The organism is Streptomyces sp. VRA16 Mangrove soil (genome assembly GCF_017377775.1).
Classification (GTDB): domain Bacteria; phylum Actinomycetota; class Actinomycetes; order Streptomycetales; family Streptomycetaceae; genus Streptomyces.
This window is the reverse complement of record NZ_JAFVLN010000004.1, coordinates 122,848-140,281: the sequence shown is the minus strand read 5'-3', so window position 1 is coordinate 140,281 and position 17,434 is coordinate 122,848. Positions and strand designations below refer to the sequence as shown.

Annotated in this window: 13 protein-coding genes; 8 read left to right on the top strand and 5 right to left on the bottom strand. The window is 73.3% G+C overall.

Features of this window, described 5'->3' with window-relative positions:
- Positions 1-80 precede the first annotated feature (80 nt).
- Genes J3486_RS12890 through J3486_RS12880 form a run of 3 tightly spaced genes read left to right on the top strand, consistent with a single transcriptional unit; the run spans position 81 to position 3,891 of the window.
- Complete coding sequence (locus J3486_RS12890) at positions 81-1,511, top strand: FGGY family carbohydrate kinase (protein WP_207820776.1); 1,431 nt, start codon at positions 81-83, stop codon at positions 1,509-1,511.
- Positions 1,508-2,938 (top strand): FAD-dependent oxidoreductase, encoded by a 1,431-nt coding sequence (locus J3486_RS12885; RefSeq protein ID WP_207820407.1) that lies wholly within the window; start codon positions 1,508-1,510, stop codon positions 2,936-2,938. The genes J3486_RS12890 and J3486_RS12885 overlap by 4 nt, the downstream gene beginning before the upstream one ends.
- Positions 2,935-3,891, top strand: a complete 957-nt coding sequence (locus tag J3486_RS12880; RefSeq protein ID WP_207820406.1) for an FAD/NAD(P)-binding oxidoreductase — start codon at positions 2,935-2,937, stop codon at positions 3,889-3,891. The genes J3486_RS12885 and J3486_RS12880 overlap by 4 nt, the downstream gene beginning before the upstream one ends.
- Here the strand turns inward: J3486_RS12880 and J3486_RS12875 are convergent.
- The 3 genes from J3486_RS12875 to J3486_RS12865 form a co-directional block, all read right to left on the bottom strand.
- On the bottom strand, positions 3,877-4,233 hold the full coding sequence (locus J3486_RS12875) for a DUF1330 domain-containing protein (RefSeq protein WP_207820405.1): 357 nt from the start codon (positions 4,231-4,233) through the stop codon (positions 3,877-3,879). The two genes, J3486_RS12880 and J3486_RS12875, sit on opposite strands and share 15 nt — an antisense overlap.
- A gap of 113 nt (positions 4,234-4,346) precedes the next feature.
- Positions 4,347-5,117, bottom strand: coding sequence for a crotonase/enoyl-CoA hydratase family protein (locus J3486_RS12870; protein WP_207820404.1), 771 nt, complete (start codon positions 5,115-5,117; stop codon positions 4,347-4,349).
- Between the two features lie 41 nt (positions 5,118-5,158).
- Entirely contained in the window at positions 5,159-7,432 is a 2,274-nt protein-coding gene (locus J3486_RS12865) for a glycoside hydrolase family 3 N-terminal domain-containing protein (RefSeq protein ID WP_207820403.1), read from the bottom strand.
- A gap of 183 nt (positions 7,433-7,615) precedes the next feature.
- Here J3486_RS12865 and J3486_RS12860 point away from each other — a divergent pair, with 183 nt between their 5' ends.
- A complete protein-coding gene (locus J3486_RS12860) occupies positions 7,616-9,508 on the top strand; it encodes an ABC transporter ATP-binding protein (RefSeq protein WP_207820775.1) in 1,893 nt (630 codons plus the stop codon).
- Between the two features lie 138 nt (positions 9,509-9,646).
- Positions 9,647-12,409, top strand: coding sequence for a LuxR family transcriptional regulator (locus tag J3486_RS12855; RefSeq protein ID WP_207820402.1), 2,763 nt, complete (start codon positions 9,647-9,649; stop codon positions 12,407-12,409).
- Between the two features lie 688 nt (positions 12,410-13,097).
- Here J3486_RS12855 and J3486_RS12850 read toward each other — a convergent pair.
- Positions 13,098-13,475, bottom strand: coding sequence for an STAS domain-containing protein (locus J3486_RS12850; protein WP_207820401.1), 378 nt, complete (start codon positions 13,473-13,475; stop codon positions 13,098-13,100).
- Between the two features lie 241 nt (positions 13,476-13,716).
- Between J3486_RS12850 and J3486_RS12845 the strand changes: the two genes are divergently transcribed.
- Positions 13,717-14,985: a hypothetical protein gene (locus J3486_RS12845; protein ID WP_207820400.1), complete on the top strand. Its 1,269-nt coding sequence runs from the start codon at positions 13,717-13,719 to the stop codon at positions 14,983-14,985.
- Positions 14,982-15,428, top strand: coding sequence for an RDD family protein (locus tag J3486_RS12840; protein ID WP_207820399.1), 447 nt, complete (start codon positions 14,982-14,984; stop codon positions 15,426-15,428). Before J3486_RS12845 ends, J3486_RS12840 begins: the two co-directional genes overlap by 4 nt.
- Before the next feature lie 31 nt (positions 15,429-15,459).
- On the opposite strand, the gene J3486_RS12835 is transcribed toward J3486_RS12840, so the two are convergent.
- Positions 15,460-16,848 (bottom strand): MFS transporter, encoded by a 1,389-nt coding sequence (locus J3486_RS12835; RefSeq protein ID WP_207820398.1) that lies wholly within the window; start codon positions 16,846-16,848, stop codon positions 15,460-15,462.
- Positions 16,849-17,012: 164 nt separating this feature from the next.
- Between J3486_RS12835 and J3486_RS12830 the strand changes: the two genes are divergently transcribed.
- Complete coding sequence (locus J3486_RS12830) at positions 17,013-17,432, top strand: hypothetical protein (protein WP_207820397.1); 420 nt, start codon at positions 17,013-17,015, stop codon at positions 17,430-17,432.
- The last annotated feature ends 2 nt before the right edge of the window (positions 17,433-17,434 follow it).

Sequence of the window (17,434 nt, the reverse complement as noted above, 5' to 3'; positions counted from 1 at the left end):
TCTTGACGCCGGTCGGCCGGGTGGCGCAGGCTGGCCGCGGAGATCGCGGACCGGACCGGGGGAGAGGTGACGGCGGCATGGTGAGCGGGCCCGTGCTCGCGGTCGACCAGGGCACCTCCGGCACCAAGGCGCTGGTCGTCTGCCCGGAGCGCGGCGTGCTCGCCGCGGCGACCGCCCCCGTGCGGCCCCGGTATCTGCCCGGTGGCCGCGTCGAGGTCGACCCCGGCGAACTGCTCGGCTCCGTGCTCGACGCGGGCGGGCGCGCCCTGGCCGAGGCGGGCGAACCGGTCGTCGCGCTCGGCCTCGCCAACCAGGGCGAGACCGTCCTGGCCTGGGACCCCGCCACCGGCATCCCGCTCACCGACGCGCTCGTCTGGCAGGACCGCCGCGCGCAGAGCGTGTGCGCCGAACTCGCCCCGTACGCGGCCGAGTTGCAGGCCACGACCGGGCTGCCGCTCGACCCGTACTTCGCCGCGCCGAAGATGGCATGGATCCGCCGCCACCTGACCCGCGACGGCGTCGTGACGACCAGCGACGCCTGGCTCGTGCACCGCCTCACCGGCGCGTTCGTCACCGACGCGGCCACCGCGAGCCGTACCCAGCTGCTCGACCTCGACACCGCCGACTGGTCGCCGCGCGCCCTGGAGCTGTACGGCCTCGACGACGAGCGGATGCCCGAAGTCGTCGACGTGGCGGGGCGGTTCGGGCTCGTGCGGGCCTTCGGCGGGCCGCCGATCCCGCTGACCGGGCTGCTCGTCGACCAGCAGGCGTCGCTGCTCGCGCACGGCGTCACCGCGGCGGGCGCCGCCAAGTGCACCTACGGCACCGGCGCGTTCCTCCTCGCGCACACCGGCGACCGGCCGCGCCGCGGCTCCTCGGGGCTCGTGTCGTGCGTGGCCCGGCGGCTGCCGGGACAGCCCACCGACTACTGCCTCGACGGGCAGGTGTACGCCGCCGCGTCCGCCGTCCGCTGGCTCACCGACCTCGGCGTCATCGCGGGCCCGGACGCCCTGGACACCGTCGGCGCGGCCGTGCCCGACAGCGGCGGCGTCACCTTCGTGCCCGCACTGTCCGGGCTCGCCGCGCCCTGGTGGCGCGGCGACGCCCGCGGCACCCTCGGCGGACTCGGCCTGGAGACCGGACCCGGCCACCTCGTGCGCGCCCTGTGCGAAGGGATCGCCGCACAGGTCGTCGCGCTCGCCGAAGCGGCGGCCGACGACCTCGGCGCACCGCTCGCCCCGCTGCGTGTCGACGGCGGCCTGACCCGCTCCGCACTCCTCATGCAGACACAGGCGGATCTGCTCCAACTCCCCGTCGAGGTATCGGCGTTGCCCGACACAACGGCGCTCGGAGCCGCCGCCGCTGCCCGCATCGGCCTGGACCCGTCCCTGTCCGTCCGGGACGCGGTGGGGGAGCGGCCCCCGGCCCGCGTGCACGAACCGCGCATCGGCGCGGCGCAGGCGGCCGAGCGGCTCGCCGTGTTCCGGGCCGCCGTGGACCGGGCGTCGTGACGGTCACCCGCACCGGGCCGCTGCCCACGCTCACGTACGACATCGCGGTCGTCGGCGCGGGAGTCGTCGGCTGCGCACTCGCCCGGGAACTGGTGCGCAGGGCGCCGGGCGCGCGGATCGCGCTGCTCGACGCGGCGGACGACATCGGCGAGGGCACCTCCAAGGCCAACACGGCGATCCTGCACACCGGCTTCGACGCCGTGCCCGGCTCCCTGGAGGCGCGGCTGGTCCGCGAGGGCGGCAGGATGCTCGCCGACTACGCGGCGCAGTCCGGCATCCCGCTCGAACCTCTCGGCGCCCTGCTGATCGCCTGGGACGCCGACCAGCTGGCCGCGCTGCCCGGCCTCGCCGCCAAGGCCGCACGCAACGGCCACCACGCCACCCGCCCGCTCCCGCCGGACGAACTCCGCGCCCGCGAACCCCACTTGGGCCCCGGCGCCCTCGGCGCGCTGGACGTCCCCGGGGAGAGCATCATCTGCCCCTGGACGACCACGCTCGCGTACGCCGAACAGGCCGTCAGGGCAGGCGTCGACCTGCACCTCAACTCCCCGGTGCGGCGCGTCAGATCGGGCACCGGGACCCACCGCCTCACCGTCACCGGACGCGGCACGCTCACCACCCGGTGGCTGGTCAACGCGGCCGGACTGCACGCCGACACCGTCGACCGGATGCTCGGCCACGACACCTTCACCGTCACCCCGCGGCGCGGCCAGCTCATCGTCTACGACACCTTCGCCCGCGACCTCGTCCAGCACATCCTGCTGCCCGTGCCCACCGCGCTCGGCAAGGGCGTCCTGGTCACCCCGACGGTCCACGGGCACGTCCTGCTCGGCCCGACGGCGGAGGACCTGCACGGTGACGACGCGAAAGATGCCACGCACACCACGGCCGACGCCCTCGACCGGCTGCGCGCCCAGGGCCGGCGGATCCTGCCGCGGCTGACCGACGAGGAACCCGTCGCCGCCTACGCGGGACTGCGCGCCGCCACCGGACAGGACGACTACCGCATCACCGCCCGCCCCCGGCAGCACTACGTCACCGTCGGCGGCATCCGCTCCACGGGGCTCACCGCGTCGATGGGCATCGCCGTGCACGTCGCCGACCTGCTCGCCGACAGCGGCTGCGGCGCGCTGGGCGCGCCGCGCGATCTGCCGCCCGTGACGATGCCGAACCTGGGCGAGGCGTTCCCCCGCCCCTACCAGCGGCCCGAACTGATCGCCCGTGACCCGGAGTTCGGTGTGCTGCTCTGCCACTGCGAGCGCGTCACCCGTGCCGAGATCCGTGCCGCCCTCACCACCACGATCCCCCCGGCCTCGCTCGCCGGCCTGCGCCGCAGGACCCGCGCGGGCGCCGGCCGCTGCCAGGGCGCGGCGTGCGGGGCCGCGGTCCGGGAACTGTTCGGGCGCGGGGGCGGGATGCGCGGATGACACGGACGGTCGATGTACTGGTCGTCGGTGGCGGACCGGCCGGGCTCGGCGCCGCCGCGTGGCTCGCCGCCGCCGGGGCCGGGACCGTCGAGGTCCTGGAACGGGAGCAGGCCGCCGGCGGCACCCCGCGGTACTGCCCGCACGGCGGATTCGGCCCGCGACTGCGGCCGCTGAACGGGCCCGCGTACGCGAGCCGCGCGGTGCGCGCCGCCGAGGACGCGGGCGCCGAGGTCCGCCCCGGCGTCACCGCGCTCGGCTGGGCCGACGCCATGACGCCCGCCCTCGACACGGTCGGCGCCCACGGCCACGAGCGGATCGAGGCCCGCGCCGTGCTGCTCGCGACGGGCGCGCGCGAACGCCCCCGGGCGGCCCGGCTGATCCCCGGCACCCGGCCCACCGGCATTCTCACCACCGGTGAACTCCAGCACTCCGTCCACCTGCACGGCCAGCACGTGGGGACACGCGCGGTCGTCGTCGGCGGGGAACCGTTCGGGCAGGCCGCCCTGGCCACCCTGCGCCGCGCGGGCGTCACCGTCACCGCCGTCGTCACCGGACGGGCCGCGACCCCGCGCGACGCCGACGCCCGGTTGCGGCACCGCGTCCCGGTCCTCACCCGCACCACCCTCACCGAGATCCTCGGCCGCCCGCGCGTCACCGGCGTCCGGGTCCGGCACGCGGACGGGCGGGCGACGGTCCTGCCCTGCGACACGCTCGTCCTCACCGGCGACTTCGTCCCGGAGCACGAACTGGCGCGCAGGGGCGGCCTGTTGCTCGACCCGGACACACGGGCCCCGGCGGTCGACGGAGCGTGGCGCAGCTCCCGTCCCGGCGTGTACGCGCTCGGCAACCTCGTCCGGCTGACCGGGACGGCGCGCGCCGCCGCTGCGGAAGGCCGCCGGGCGGCCGCGGCCGTGCTGCGGGATCTCGGGGCCGCCGGTTCAGGGGCGCTCTGAACCGCCGTGCGCGGCGCGGAGTTTCGCGGCCCGCTCGCGCGGGTCGTAGTCCGCGCCCACGCCCTCGACGAGCACCAGGTCCCCGTCGATGTGATCGGCCCGCAGCGGCAGGATCTCCTGGTACGCGGGCGACGCGTACCAGGCGCGGGCCGTGGCCAGATCGGGGAACTCGATCAGCACCATGCTGCCGGGCCACTCGCCCTCCATGACCTCGGCGGGCGGACCATGGACGACGAAGCGGCCGTGGAAGGGATCCAGCGTGGCCTGGATGCGCTCCAGGTACTCCAGGACGTCCGGGTGGTGGCGGCGGCCGCGCAGATGCGCGAATCCGTAGGCGGGCATGGCGGGCTCCCTCGTCGACGGGCTGTCCGGCGTCCGGCTGTCCGGCGGTCCGGCTGTTCTCGAACGTAGCCACGGCCGCCGGGCGCCGCGATGACCCCCGAGGTAAGGGCGGGTCAGCGACCGTCGCCGAACGACCCGTGCCGGCCCGCCCCGGCGGCGAACCGGCCGGCGCCCTCCAGGCCTTCCTTCAACACGCCGATTCCGTACCGGAGTTCGGCGCGCATCGCGGTCTCCTCGTCCGCGCCGTGCTGCTCCCGCACCGACGCCCGGTCGCTGCGCAGACACGCCTGGGGGAGATCCGCGAGCCGCGCCGCCAGTGCCTCGGCCTCGGCGCGCGCCCGTCCCGGCGGGACCAGACGGTTGGCGAGACCCATCGCATGCGCCTCGGGGGCCGGGACCGGGCGGCCGGTCAGGATCAGGTCCATGGCGCGGCTCTCGCCGATCAGGCGCGGCAGCCGCACCGTGCCGCCGTCGATCAGCGGCACCCCCCAGCGGCGGCAGAACACCCCGAACACGGCGTCCTCCTCCGCGACCCTCAGATCGCACCAGAGCGCCAGCTCCAGACCGCCCGCCACCGCGTGCCCGCTGACCGCCGCGATCACCGGCTTGGACAGGTGGAGCCGGGTCGGGCCCATCGGCCCGTCCCCGTCCTCCGCCACCCGGTTGCCGCGCTCCGTGCCGACCGCCTTGAGATCCGCGCCCGAACAGAACGTGCCGCCCTCGCCCCACAGCACCGCCACCCGCGCCGTGTCGTCCGCCTCGAACGCCCGGAACGCGTCCGCCAGTTGGGCCGCCGTGGCGCCGTCGACCGCGTTGCGGGCCGCGGGGCGGGACAGGATCACGGTGCTGACGGGACCGGAGCGCTCGACACGGACGGCAGACATACGGATGCTCCTCTTGGGGCCGGGCGACGGGCGGGCGACGGTCAGGTGACCGTCAGGGTGAGCTCGGCGTCGGCCGTCGAACTCGTCCCGACGTACAGCTTGAAGGTCCCCTCCTCCAGACGGAACTCGCCGTTCGGATCGTTCGTCCAGAACCCGAGGTCCTCCGCCCCCAGCGGGAAGCGCACCGTCGCCGACCTCCCCGCGTCGAGCGTCACCCGCTTGAACCCCCGCAGCCTGCGCACGGGTTGCGTGATGCTCGCCGCCACGTCCCGCACATACAGCTGCACGACCTCGTCACCGGTGTGGTCGCCCGTGTTCCGCACGGACACCGACACCTCGACCGTGTCGCCCTTGCGCAGCGCGCCCGCCGGGACGTTCGCGCGGCTCAGCTTCGGCGTCCCGAGGTCGAACGTCGTGTAGCTCAGGCCGAAGCCGAACGGGAACTGCGGGGTCGGCGGCAGGTCCAGATACTTCGACGTGTACTTGTTGTTCGCGTCGTAGGGGCGGCCCGTCGACTCGTGGTTGTAGTGGATCGGGATCTGGCCGACCGTCCGCGGGAACGACACCGGCAGCTTCCCGCCCGGGTTCACCGCGCCGAACAGCACGTCCGCCACCGCGTTGCCCGCCTCGGTGCCCGGGTGCCACGCCTCCAGGACGGCCGGCGCCCGCTCCAGCCAGTCGCCGATCGTCAGCGGGCGGCCGTTGACCAGGACGACCACGAACGGTTTGCCGGTCGCGGCGATCGCCGTGACGAGCTTCTCCTGTGCACCCGGCAGCGAGATGTCGCTGCGCGCCGACGCCTCGCCGCTCATCGCCGTCGGCTCGCCCACGACCACGACCGTCACGTCCGCCGCCTTCGCCGCGGCCACCGCCTCGTCGATCCCGCCGGTGTCCGCGCCCTCCGGGTCGACCCCGCGCGCGTACGTCACCTTCGCGTCCGGTGCGGCCCGCTTCACCGCGTCCAGGATCTTTACCGCGGGGAACTTCTCCGCCGACGCCGGCACCACCCACGTACCGAGCAGATCGGCCGAGTCGGCGAACGGGCCCACCACCGCGAGCGAGCCCACCGACCTGCTCAGGGGCAGCACGCCGGCGTCGTTCTTCAGGAGCACCATCGAGCGCGCGGCCGCCGCGCGCGCCGCCTTCCGCGCGTTCGCCGACGGTTCCGTGATCGCCGCGGACTCGTCCACGTACGGATCGTCGAAGAGCCCGAGCGCGTACTTGAGGCCCAGCACGCGCGCCACCGCGTCGTCGATCCGCTTCTCGGTGATCTTCCCGGAGCGCAGCAGCTTCCTGCCGTTGGTGAGCAGGTTGGTGCTGGTCATCTCCATGTCGACGCCCGCGTTCAGCGCGAGGCGCGCCGCGTCCGCGCCGTCCTCGGCGAAACCGTGCGCGATCAGCTCCTGGACCCCCGTCCAGTCGCTGACCACCATCCCCTCGAAACCCCACTCCTTCTTGAGGATGCCGGTGAGAGTGTGCGCGTTGCCGTGCGCGGGGACGCCGGAGATCGTGTTGAACGAAGCCATGACGGTGGCCACGCCCGCGTCCAGCGCGGCCTTGAACGGCGGGAGGTAGAGATTGCGCAGCCGGGACTCCGACACGTCGACCGTGTTGTAGTCCCGGCCGCCCTCGGCGCCGCCGTACGCGACGAAGTGCTTGGCGCACGCGGCGAGCCGGTCCTTCGTGCGGTACCCCGAGCCCTGGTAGCCCTCGACCTTCGCCGCCGCGAGCCGCGAGGTCAGACAGGGGTCCTCGCCGTTGCCCTCGGCGATCCGGCCCCAGCGCGGCTCGTGCGTGACGTCCATCATCGGCGCGAACGTCCAGTGCACCCCGTTGGAGCGGGCCTCCTTCGCCGACACCTCGGCGTCCGAGCGGGCCACGTCCGGGTCGAAGGCGGCGGCCTGCGCGAGCGGGATCGGGAAGTTCGTCCAGAAGCCGTGGATCACGTCCAGGCCGAACAGCAGCGGAATACCCAGGCGGGACTCCTCGACGGCCAGCTTCTGCAGCGCATTTGTGGTCCTCGCGCCGAAGATGCTGAGCACCGAGCCGAGCCGGCCCGAGCGCGCCGCGTCCTCGACCTCCTTCGTCGAACCCGAACCCGGATTGAGGTCGTACGCCCAGGGGAGCTGCTGAAGCTGCCCCAGCTTCTCTTCGAGAGTCATACGCGAGAGCAGGGAGCGCACCTCGCTCTCGTACGGTGCCTCACGGCCGCCGTCCGCCGCGTGTGCGACCGTCGCCTGGCTGGTCGCGACGGATCCCGCGGCGGCGGTGACGCCGATCGCGGACAGCAGAGTACGCCTTCGTAGCTCCGGCATGTCTTCGCTTCCCGATAGTCCGAGACCCACAACTTGTGTGGTGGGCACAAGAATTGAAGCGAAGCTACGTTCCTGTGACAGACGGGTCAAGGGATGCGGCAGGGGTGTCGACCCGTTCGGGGCGGACTTGGCCGAAGTGTTGACCTCAAGTTTGCTTGAGGTCCTACCGTCTTCGACATGAGCATGGAGACCACAGCCTGGACGCAGCTGCACAGCGTCATGAACGCCCAGAACGGGGGGCCCGACAACCGCCCCTTCGCCCGCGCGACCCTGCGCCGTATCGCCGCTTTCGCACGGCCGCACCGGCGGCGCATCGTCCAGTTCGTGCTGCTGAGCATCGTGACGGCGCTGCTCGCCGTCGCCACCCCGGTCCTGGCGGGGAGCGTCGTCAACGCCATCGTCGGCGGCGACGACCAGGACGTCGTCGTCCGGCTCGCCGTCCTCATCGCGGTCATCGCGTTCGCCGAGGCGGGCCTCGGGCTGCTGGCCCGCTGGCTCTCCGCGAACCTCGGCGAGGGCCTGATCCTGGATCTGCGCACCGCCGTCTTCGACCATGTCCAGAAAATGCCCGTCGCGTTCTTCACCCGCACCCGCACCGGGGCGCTCGTCAGCCGGCTCAACAACGACGTGATCGGCGCGCAGCGCGCCTTCAGCAACACCCTGTCGGGCGTCGTCGGCAACGTGGTGACCCTGATCCTCACCCTGGCCGTCATGCTCACCCTGTCCTGGCAGATCACCCTGCTGGCCCTGCTCCTGCTGCCGGTCTTCGTCATCCCCGCACGGCGTACCGGCTCCCGGATGGCCCGGCTCCAGCGGGAGGCCGCCGCGCACAACGCGGCGATGGGCACCCGGATGACCGAGCGGTTCTCCGCCCCCGGCGCCACCCTCGTCAAGCTCTTCGGACGCCCCGAGGAGGAGTCCGAGGAGTTCGCCGCCCGCGCCCGCCGGGTGCGCGACATCGGGGTGCGCACGGCGATGGCGCAGTCGACGTTCATCACCGCGCTCACCCTCGTCTCTGCGCTCGCCCTCGCTCTCGTCTACGGCCTCGGCGGCTACCTCGCGCTCGACGGCAGCCTGAAGGCCGGAGCCGTGGTCTCCCTCGCCCTGCTCCTCACCCGGCTGTACGCGCCGCTGACCTCGCTGGCCGGCGCCCGCGTCGAGGTCATGAGCGCCCTGGTCAGCTTCGAGCGGGTCTTCGAGGTGCTCGACCTGAAGCCGCTGATCGAGGAGAAGCCGGACGCGAAGGCCGTCCCGGACGGCCCGGTCGCCGTCGAGTTCGACGACGTCCGCTTCGGCTACCCGTCGGCCGACAAGGTCTCCCTGGCCTCGCTGGAGGAGGTCGCCTCGCTCGACACCCGCGGCGGCGCCGAGGTCCTGCACGGCGTCTCGTTCCGCGCCGAACCCGGCCAGACCGTCGCTCTCGTCGGCTCCTCGGGGGCGGGCAAGTCGACCATCGCGCAACTGCTGCCCCGCCTGTACGACACCGAGGCGGGCGCCGTGCGCATCGGCGGCGTCGACGTACGCGACCTGAGCGCCCCGTCGATGCGGGCCACCCTCGGCATGGTCACCCAGGACGGGCACCTCTTCCACGACAGCGTCCGCGCCAACCTGCTGCTCGCCCGGCCCGGCGCGAGCGAGGACGAGCTGTGGGACGTGCTGCGCCGGGCCCGCCTGGAGACCCTGGTGCGCGAGCTGCCCGACGGGCTCGACACGGTCGTCGGCGAACGCGGCTACCGCCTCTCCGGCGGCGAGCGCCAGCGGATGACCATCGCCCGCCTCCTCCTCGCCCGCCAGCGCGTCGTCATCCTCGACGAGGCCACAGCCCATCTCGACAACACCTCGGAGGCCGCCGTCCAGGAGGCCCTCGCGGAGGCCCTGGAAGGCCGCACCGCCGTCGTCATCGCGCACCGGCTGTCGACGGTCCGCTCCGCCGACCAGATCCTGGTGGTCGAGGAGGGCCGGATCGTGGAGCGCGGCACGCACGAGGAACTGGTGGACGCCGGCGGACGGTACGCGGAGCTGTACCGGACCCAGTTCGCGCAGGGGGAGAGCGCGGCGGTGGCCGAGGTCGCCTGACCCCGGTCACGGCGCCGCGCGTGCAGGCCGGTTCCGTGGCGATGCCTTCACCGTCGCCACGGGACCGCCCCAACTTCGTGTGACAAAGCACAAGTTGACGGGCTGCCGCCGTCCGTGACCGCCGGTTACCCTGGCCGCATGCTGCTGGGTCGGACAGCGGAGTGCGCACGCCTCGAAGACCTCGTCGACGAGGCGCGCGCGGGACGCAGCGGGGCCCTCGTCGTGCGCGGCGAGGCGGGAATCGGCAAGTCGAGTCTGCTCGCGTTCGCCGAGTCCGTCGCCGGGGACCTGACCCTGTTGCGCACCCATGGCATCGAGTCCGAGACCGGACTGCCCTACGTCGGACTCGCGGACCTGTTCCGGCCGGTCACCGACCACCTGGAGCGGATCCCGGGACGGCAGGCCGCCGCCCTCACCGGCGCCCTCGCCCTCGGCCCCGCCGTCGCCCAGGACCGGTTCGCCGTCGCCGCGGGGACGCTCAGCCTGCTCGGCGCGGTCAGCGAGGCCGGGCCCGTCCTGATGGTCGTCGACGACGCGCAGTGGCTCGACCGGTACTCCCTGGACGCCCTCGCGTTCGCCACCCGCAGGCTCAGCAGGGAAGGCGTCGCGGCCCTCTTCGCCGTCCGTGACAGCGACGAGGCGGTCTCCCGGCTCGCCCCCGTCGAGACCCTCACCCTGAGCGGGCTCGACACCGACTCCGCGCGCCGGCTCGTCGCCGGTGAACCGCTCTCCTCGCACGACGTCAACTGGCTGCTGGCCGAGGCCCGCGGCAACCCCCTGGCCCTCGTCGAACTCCCGGCGCTGCTCGCCCGCGGCGGTCACCACTTCGACACCGGCGCCCCGCTGCCCATCGGCGAGATGCTCTCCCGCACCTTCCACAGCGCCGTCGCCCGCCTCCCGGACGACACCCAGGACGCCATGCTGCTGCTCGCCGTCCTCGGCCCGCGCCCCCTCGCCGGAACCGAACGGGTACTGCGCGCCCACGAGTTGAACTACTCCGCCCTCGAACCGGCCGAGCGGGCCGGGCTGATGACCGTGGAGGAAGGCGCGTACGTCTTCCGGCATCCGCTGGTGCGCTCCAGCGTCTATCACGGGGCGAGCGCGGTGCGCCGCTGGCGGGCCCACCGCACGGTGGCCCACGCCCTGCGGGACGCCAAGGCGCCCACCGCGCTCGAACGGTACGCCTGGCATCTGGCCGAGTCCGGCGCCGACCCCGACGAACAGATCGCCGCCGCACTGGAACACGCCGCGTCCGGCGGGCCCGGCAGCCTCACCTTTCCGCTCGCCGCCCGCCTGTACGCCCACGCCGCCCGCTTCACCCCCGAGGACGAGGACAAGGCGCGCCGCCTGCTCGCCGCCGCCCGCGCCGCCCAGGCCGCAGGCTCCCTCGACGAGGCCGCGGAGCTGCTCGACCGCGCCCTCGGGCACGCCGCGCAGGAACGCACCCGCCTCGACATCCGCCAACTCCGCTGCTACCTCGACATCCAGCGCGGCCGGCCCGCGGTCGCCCGCGAGCAGCTGCGCTCCGCCGTCGACGAGGCCCGGCGCGTCGATCCCGCGCTCGCCGCCGTCATGCTCGGCGGCATCACCCTCACCGAACTCGCCATCGGCGACCTCACCGCGGCGCGTGCCACCTCCGCCGAGTCCATGCAGATCGCCGAGGCGTTCGGCGACCCGGCCGCCGCACTGCCCGTACGCCTCCTGCACGCGCTCGTCGAACTCCTCGGCGGCGACGCGGTGGCCGGCGGCGCCCTCCTCCACGACCTCGAAAAGCCGCTCGCGATACCGGATCTGGCGTTCCCCTACCCCGTCTCCGGTGTCGGCGGCCTGTGCTACCTGGCCGCGGAGGAACTCGACGCGGGACACGCCCTGCTCGACCGCGCCGTGCACGCCGCGCGCGCCTCCAGCACCGTGGGGCTCCTCGCCCATCTGCTCGGCACGTTCTCCGTGATCGAGTTCTGGAGCGGGCGGTGGAACGCGTCGCTCGCCCACGCCGACGAGTCCGTGCGGCTCGGCGAGGACACCGGCCGCGTCATCGAGGTGTGCCGCGCGCTCGCCGCCCAGGCCAGGACCGAGGCGGCCCGCGGCAAGGAGGCGGACTGCCGGCGGCACGCGGCGCAGGCCTGGTCGCTCGCCGCGGCCGTCGAACTCCCCATGGACGCGGCGCGCGCCCACGGCGCCATCGGCCTGCTCGAACTCGGCCTCGGCCGCTTCGAGGAGGCCGCCCGGCAGCTGGAGAAGGTCCGGGCGTTCTCGGTCGCCAACGGCCGTGGCGACGGCCTCTATCTCTCCTGGGCCGCGGACCTCGCCGACGCCTACGTCCATCTCCACCGCACCGACGAGGCGTTCGAGGTGCTGCGCGTCCTGGACCACGAGGCCGGGCGCGGCCACCGGCCCGTCACCGCGGCGGCGGCCGCCCGGGTGCGCGGCATGCTCCATCCGGCGGGCGCCGACGTCCACATGGAGCACGCGCTGGCTCAACTGGCCGACGTCGGCGCCCCGTTCGAGCGCGGTCGCACCGAGTTCGCGCGCGGCGAGATGCTGCGCAGGCAGGGGCGGCGCGGTGAGGCCAGGCGTTCGCTGCAGCGCGCCCTCGGCACCTTCGAGCGGCTCGGCGCGAGCGGCTGGGCGGCCCGCGCCGCCGATGAACTCCAGGCCGCGGGTGGCGGCGGTGAGCCCCTCGGCAGCGCGGGCCGCACCCCGCTCGACGGTCTCACCCCGCAGGAACTGCGCGTCGCGCTCGCCGTCGGACGCGGAGTCACCAACCATGAGGCCGCCGAGCAGCTCTTCCTCAGCGTCAAGACGGTGGAGTTCCATCTCGGCAACATCTACCGCAAGCTCGACGGGGTGCACCGCAGGGCGCAACTCGTCCGGCTGATCAGCCAGTTCGCCGAGCCGTGACGCCGTACGGGCAGGGGCGGAGCCGATGGCGGGCACGACAGCGGGGGTGCCCGCAGTGGGCACCCCCGTCCCCCGTGTTCCCCCGGTTCGATCCGCCGTGTGCGAAAGCCCCGTGAACTTCCGTGCTCTCCACGATGGACCCGGGGCGCCGCCGCGGCCACGGTGAAAACCCTGGGATCGCGGCCCAGGGGGGTACGGCGCCTGGTGTAGTCGGGATGCGGCCCGGTGCGGGGCCGACCGGCCCCGCGGGTGAGGGCCGAACGGCCCCTCGCGCGGGGTTCCCGGCCGCACGACGGTGTCCGTCCGCCGGGCTCAGGGGGGTGGGACGCCCATGACATGGACTCCCGTGGCGCGGCTGCGCCGCCGGACGCGCAGGTGGGGGCGTGCGAGGGTGGTACCGCCGCCGGTGGTGGTGCGCTGCGTCGCCGGCTGTCTGGTGATCGAGGTGTGCGGCGAGCTCGGACCGGCCGCCGAGGCGCCGGTCGGCAGGCTGCTGCACGGGGCGATCCGGCCCGGCGGTACGGGCGTTCTCGTCGACCTGCGCGGTGCCGTGCGGCTCGGCGCCACCGGCGTCAGCGTGCTCTGGCTCGCCCGCACGCTCGCGGACCGCAACGGTCTGCCGTTCGGCCTGCTCGGTCCCGCCGGTGAACTCACCGCGTCCTGCGCCGAGTCGACCCCGCCGGACGCCTCACCCCGCGGCCTCCTGGCCGCCCCGGTCCAAGGCGTCCTGAACGGACGGCACCGGGGCGAACCGCTCCATCAGACCGCCCGCGCGGAGCAGTTTGAGGATGTTGCCGTGGTCGCAGACGAGGATGAGCCGGCCGCCGAGCGCGACGACGCGGTCCTGCACCCGGCACAGCAGCCGCAGGGCGTAGATGTCGAAGAACCCGACCGGCCCGAGATCGAGCACCACGGTCCGGCCTGCGGTGACCGTGGCGGCGTCGAGCGTCGGCAGGACGTGCAGTGCGGTGGCGATGTCGATCTCACCATGGAACTCGATCACGGTCAGTCCGCGGATCTCGTGAACCCGGACGTACCCGCCGAGCCATGCGCTTCCATCATGCATGGCGACTTCCCCTGCACGGATCGGCTTCCGCAGGAAACCCGGGAAGCGGGACGACGGGGATCGACCGCCGGGATCAGGGGCGGCCGGGACGACCAGATTACTGTCCGGCGCCGCCGCTGGGGCAGGATGACGACGCGTCACCGCCCCGAATCCGCCGCCGCCCCCGACACCGGCCGCCCCCGCCGCCGACTCACCCGCGGCGGATGATGCCCACGGCCGCGGCCCCTGCTGCGGTCTCCGGATGACGCATGAATACACGAACGCCCTCACCCACTTCGTCACACGACGTGTACGGGGTGCGCGTGAGGCGATGGAGTCGGTGACGGGGGCGGTGGTGCGCGCCGCGGTGGGGTTCGTCCTGGACCGGGTGGACCTGGATGCGGTCGCGTCCCGCGTGGATGTGGGGGCGATCGTGGACCGGGTGGACGTGGATGCGGTCGCGTCTCGTGTGGATGTGGCGCGCATCGTCGAGCGGGTGGATGTGGACGAGATTGCGGCGCGCGTCGATGTTGGTCGGATCGTTGACCAGGTCGATGTGGACGCCGTGGCCGCCCGTGTTGATGTGGCGCGGATCGTGGACCGGGTGGATGTGGATGCGGTCGCGTCCCGCGTGGATGTGGGGGCGATCGTGGACCGGGTGGATGTGGATGAGATCGCGGCGCGCGTCGATGTCGGTCGGATCGTCGACCAGGTCGATGTGGACGCCGTGGCCGCCCGTGTTGATGTGGCGCGGATCGTGGACCGGGTGGACGTGGATGCGGTCGCGTCTCGTGTGGATGTGGCGCGCATCGTCGAGCGGGTGGACGTGGACGAGATCGCCTCCCGTGTCGACGTCGGAGCGATCGTGGACCGCGTGGACGTCGACCTCGTCGCCTCCCGGGTCGACGTGGCAGGCATCGTGTCCCGCGTCGACGTGAACGCCGTCGCGGCCGGTGTGGACGTGGACGCGATCGTGGACCGGGTGGATGTGGATGCGATCGTGGACCGGGTCGACGTCGACGCGATCGTCCAGCGGGTGGACATCGACGCCATCGCCTCTCAGGTGGACGTGAACGCGATAGCCGCCCGTATCGATGTGAATGCGATTGCCGCCCGTGTCGACGTGAACGCCATCGCAGCCCGTGTCGACGCCAACGCCATAGCCGCCCGCATCGACGTCAACTCCATTGCGTCCCGCGTCGACGTGAACGAGATCGCCGCCCGTGTCGATGTGAACGCCATCGCCTCCGGCGTCGACGTGGACGCCGTGGCTGCCCGGGTCGACATCGACGCGATCGTGGAACGGGTCGACGTCGACGCCATCGCCGACCGGATCGACATCGACAGGATCATCGCCCGTATCGACCTCGTCGGTCTCACCCGCGACGTCCTGCGGGAGATCGACCTCGGGCGGATCGTGCGGGAGACCGGGGGCGGGATGGCCGCCGAGACCGGGGCCGCCGTGCGGGAGATCGGGCGGCGGGGGGACCTCGGGGTGAGCCGGTTCGCCGATCGGGTGCTGGGGCGATGAGCGGGCCGGAGGGCAGAGACGCGGGGGAGGACGCGGCCGGGATCGTCACGCGGGGGATCGCCGGGCTCGTCGACGTGTCGCTGGTGGCGCTGACGGGGGTCGCCGTGCGACTCGGGGCTGGGGGTGCCCGGTTGCTGGTGAGCGGGCCGCCGTTCCGGGTGCCCGAATGGGACGGGTGGGTCTCCGCCGTGGTGAGCTGGGTGTTCGCCGTGTGCTATCTCGGCGGGGCCTGGATCATGACGGGGCAGAGCGTCGGCGGACGGCTGATGGGCGTACGGGTCGGCGACCGGGCGGGGCGGCGGCTCGGACCGGCGCGTGCGCTGCTCCGGGCGGCCCTCGGCGTGACGTTCCCGCTGGGGCTGCTCTGGATCCTGTTCAGCCGGCGCCGGGCCGCCCTGCAGGACCTCCTGGTCGGCTCCTGCGTGCGCTACGACGGACGGTGAGCACCGGCGCCCCGGGCCGCGGCCGAAGTCGTCACGCCTGCCGTTCCCGCCCCCGCGGCAGCAGCGCCGCCGTCACCAGACCGCCGAGCCCGATGACCGCGAGCACGATGAGCGCCACCGCGTACGGCCCCACCGCCGGATCCGCGACCAGGATCGTGCCCGCGATCGCGGTGCCCACCGACGAGCCGAGGTTGGAGATGCTGCGGGAGAGGCCGGAGATCTCGCCCTGGAGTTCCTCCGGGAAGCTCGACTGCACCACGTTCACCGACGGGGTGAGCATCAGCCCGAGCCCGAGCCCGATCAGCAGCAGCCCGGGCGTGAACGTCCAGGCGTGCGGTGAGCCGTGGGCCAGGCCGATGAGTACGCCGATCCCGCACACCGTCGTCGCGAACCCGGCCATCACGAGCGTGCGCTGCTCGCGGCGCCGGGCGAACCGCTCGGCGCCCAGGGACGACACCAGCAGCCCCACGGTGGACGCCGTGAAGATGACGCCGGTGCCGATCGCGTCGTAGCCGCGTACGACCTGGAGATACGTGGCCACCACGAACGAGATGCCCATCAGCAGCAGCCACTGGATGTGCTGCGTGATCAGGCCGAGGTTCGAGGTGTGGTTGGAGAAGAGCACCGTGGGGAGAAGCGGTTGCGCGCCCCGGCGTTCCTTGGCCCGCACCCAGCGGAAGAACCCCGTCAGGACCAGTGCCCCGGCCAGCAACAGCCCCAGCATGAGCCAGCCGTTGTCGTCGGCCGCGAGGATGCCGAGAACGACCAGGACCAGGCCCGACGCGGACAGCACCGCGCCCCCGGTGTCGAAGTCGCGCTCCGGGTCCGGCGGCAGCGGATCGTGGAGCCGGCGGCTCAGCACGATGATCACTACGACGACCAGCGCCTGGAAGACGAACGCCGCCCGCCAGCTGATCGCCGTCGTGATGAGCCCGCCGATCAGCGGACCCGCCGCCGCGCCGATCCCGGCCATCGCCATGATCGCCCCGAACGCCCTAGCCCGGTCCGTGACCTGGGTGAACAGCAGCGTGATGAGGATGTACACCGGCGGGATCAGCAGCGCCGTCCCGACGCCCTCCAGGATCGAGTTGCCGAGGATCAGCACCCCGAGACCGGGCGCCGCCGCACTGAGCAGCGCACCCACCCCGTAGATCGCGAGACCCACGACGAGACAGCGCTTGCGGCCGTAGCGGTCGGTGAGGATGCCGCCCGGGATCATCAGGGCCGCCATGACCAGCAGGAAGACCGTGATCGCGGTCTGCACGCCCTGCACGGTCGTGTGCAGGTCCTTGCTGATGTCCTGGATCATCACCGTCATGTTCGACCCGGCGAAGCTGCACACGAACTGGGCCAGGGCGAGCGGCGCGAGCACCTCACGCGGCCAGGGGGCCGACTTGTTCGGGGCCGGCTGCACGGTCATCGGCTCGTCTCCGATCGCGGGCGGGGCGCAACGACGGCCAGCGTCCCGGGCGGCCCCCGCCCGGTCGTCACCCCCGGAGGGTGACGACCGGCACCCGGGACCGGGAGCAACACTCGGGACACAGCGGTGCACCGGGCACCGGCACCCAACACGGAGGTTGTGTCATGGCCACCTCGGCGGGTTCGCACCCACGTTCCGACGTCAAAATGGCCGCGGCCGGCGGGCTGACCATCTTCGCCGCCGTGATGCTGTTCATCTCCGGATCCCTGGACTTCTGCCGCGGCCTGATGGCCGTACTGGAGGACAAGGTCTTCCTGTCCACGCCCAACTACGTCTTCGAGTTCGACCTGACGAGCTGGGGCTGGATCCACATCGTCCTCGGCGCGATCGCGGTCATCGTCAGCTTCGGGCTCTTCGTCGCCATGAAGTGGGCCCGGATCCTCGGCGTGATCCTGGCCGGACTGCTGATCATCGCCAACTTCCTCTCCATCCCCTATCACCCGCTGTGGTCCCTGACCCTCATCGCCATGGACGGGTTCATCATCTGGGCGCTGTGCGTCGTGCAGCGCGACACCCTCTACTGAAA

What these genes read in the sequence shown, in the direction of transcription:
- J3486_RS12880 (WP_207820406.1), top strand. Translation starts at nt 2,935, where the DNA reads ATGACACGGACGGTCGATGTACTGGTCGTCGGTGGCGGACCGGCCGGG.
- J3486_RS12875 (WP_207820405.1), bottom strand. Translation starts at nt 4,233, where the DNA reads ATGCCCGCCTACGGATTCGCGCATCTGCGCGGCCGCCGCCACCACCCG.
- J3486_RS12870 (WP_207820404.1), bottom strand. Translation starts at nt 5,117, where the DNA reads ATGTCTGCCGTCCGTGTCGAGCGCTCCGGTCCCGTCAGCACCGTGATC.
- J3486_RS12865 (WP_207820403.1), bottom strand. Translation starts at nt 7,432, where the DNA reads ATGCCGGAGCTACGAAGGCGTACTCTGCTGTCCGCGATCGGCGTCACC.
- J3486_RS12860 (WP_207820775.1), top strand. Translation starts at nt 7,616, where the DNA reads ATGGAGACCACAGCCTGGACGCAGCTGCACAGCGTCATGAACGCCCAG.
- J3486_RS12855 (WP_207820402.1), top strand. Translation starts at nt 9,647, where the DNA reads ATGCTGCTGGGTCGGACAGCGGAGTGCGCACGCCTCGAAGACCTCGTC.
- J3486_RS12850 (WP_207820401.1), bottom strand. Translation starts at nt 13,475, where the DNA reads ATGCATGATGGAAGCGCATGGCTCGGCGGGTACGTCCGGGTTCACGAG.
- J3486_RS12845 (WP_207820400.1), top strand. Translation starts at nt 13,717, where the DNA reads ATGACGCATGAATACACGAACGCCCTCACCCACTTCGTCACACGACGT.
- J3486_RS12840 (WP_207820399.1), top strand. Translation starts at nt 14,982, where the DNA reads ATGAGCGGGCCGGAGGGCAGAGACGCGGGGGAGGACGCGGCCGGGATC.
- J3486_RS12835 (WP_207820398.1), bottom strand. Translation starts at nt 16,848, where the DNA reads ATGACCGTGCAGCCGGCCCCGAACAAGTCGGCCCCCTGGCCGCGTGAG.
- J3486_RS12830 (WP_207820397.1), top strand. Translation starts at nt 17,013, where the DNA reads ATGGCCACCTCGGCGGGTTCGCACCCACGTTCCGACGTCAAAATGGCC.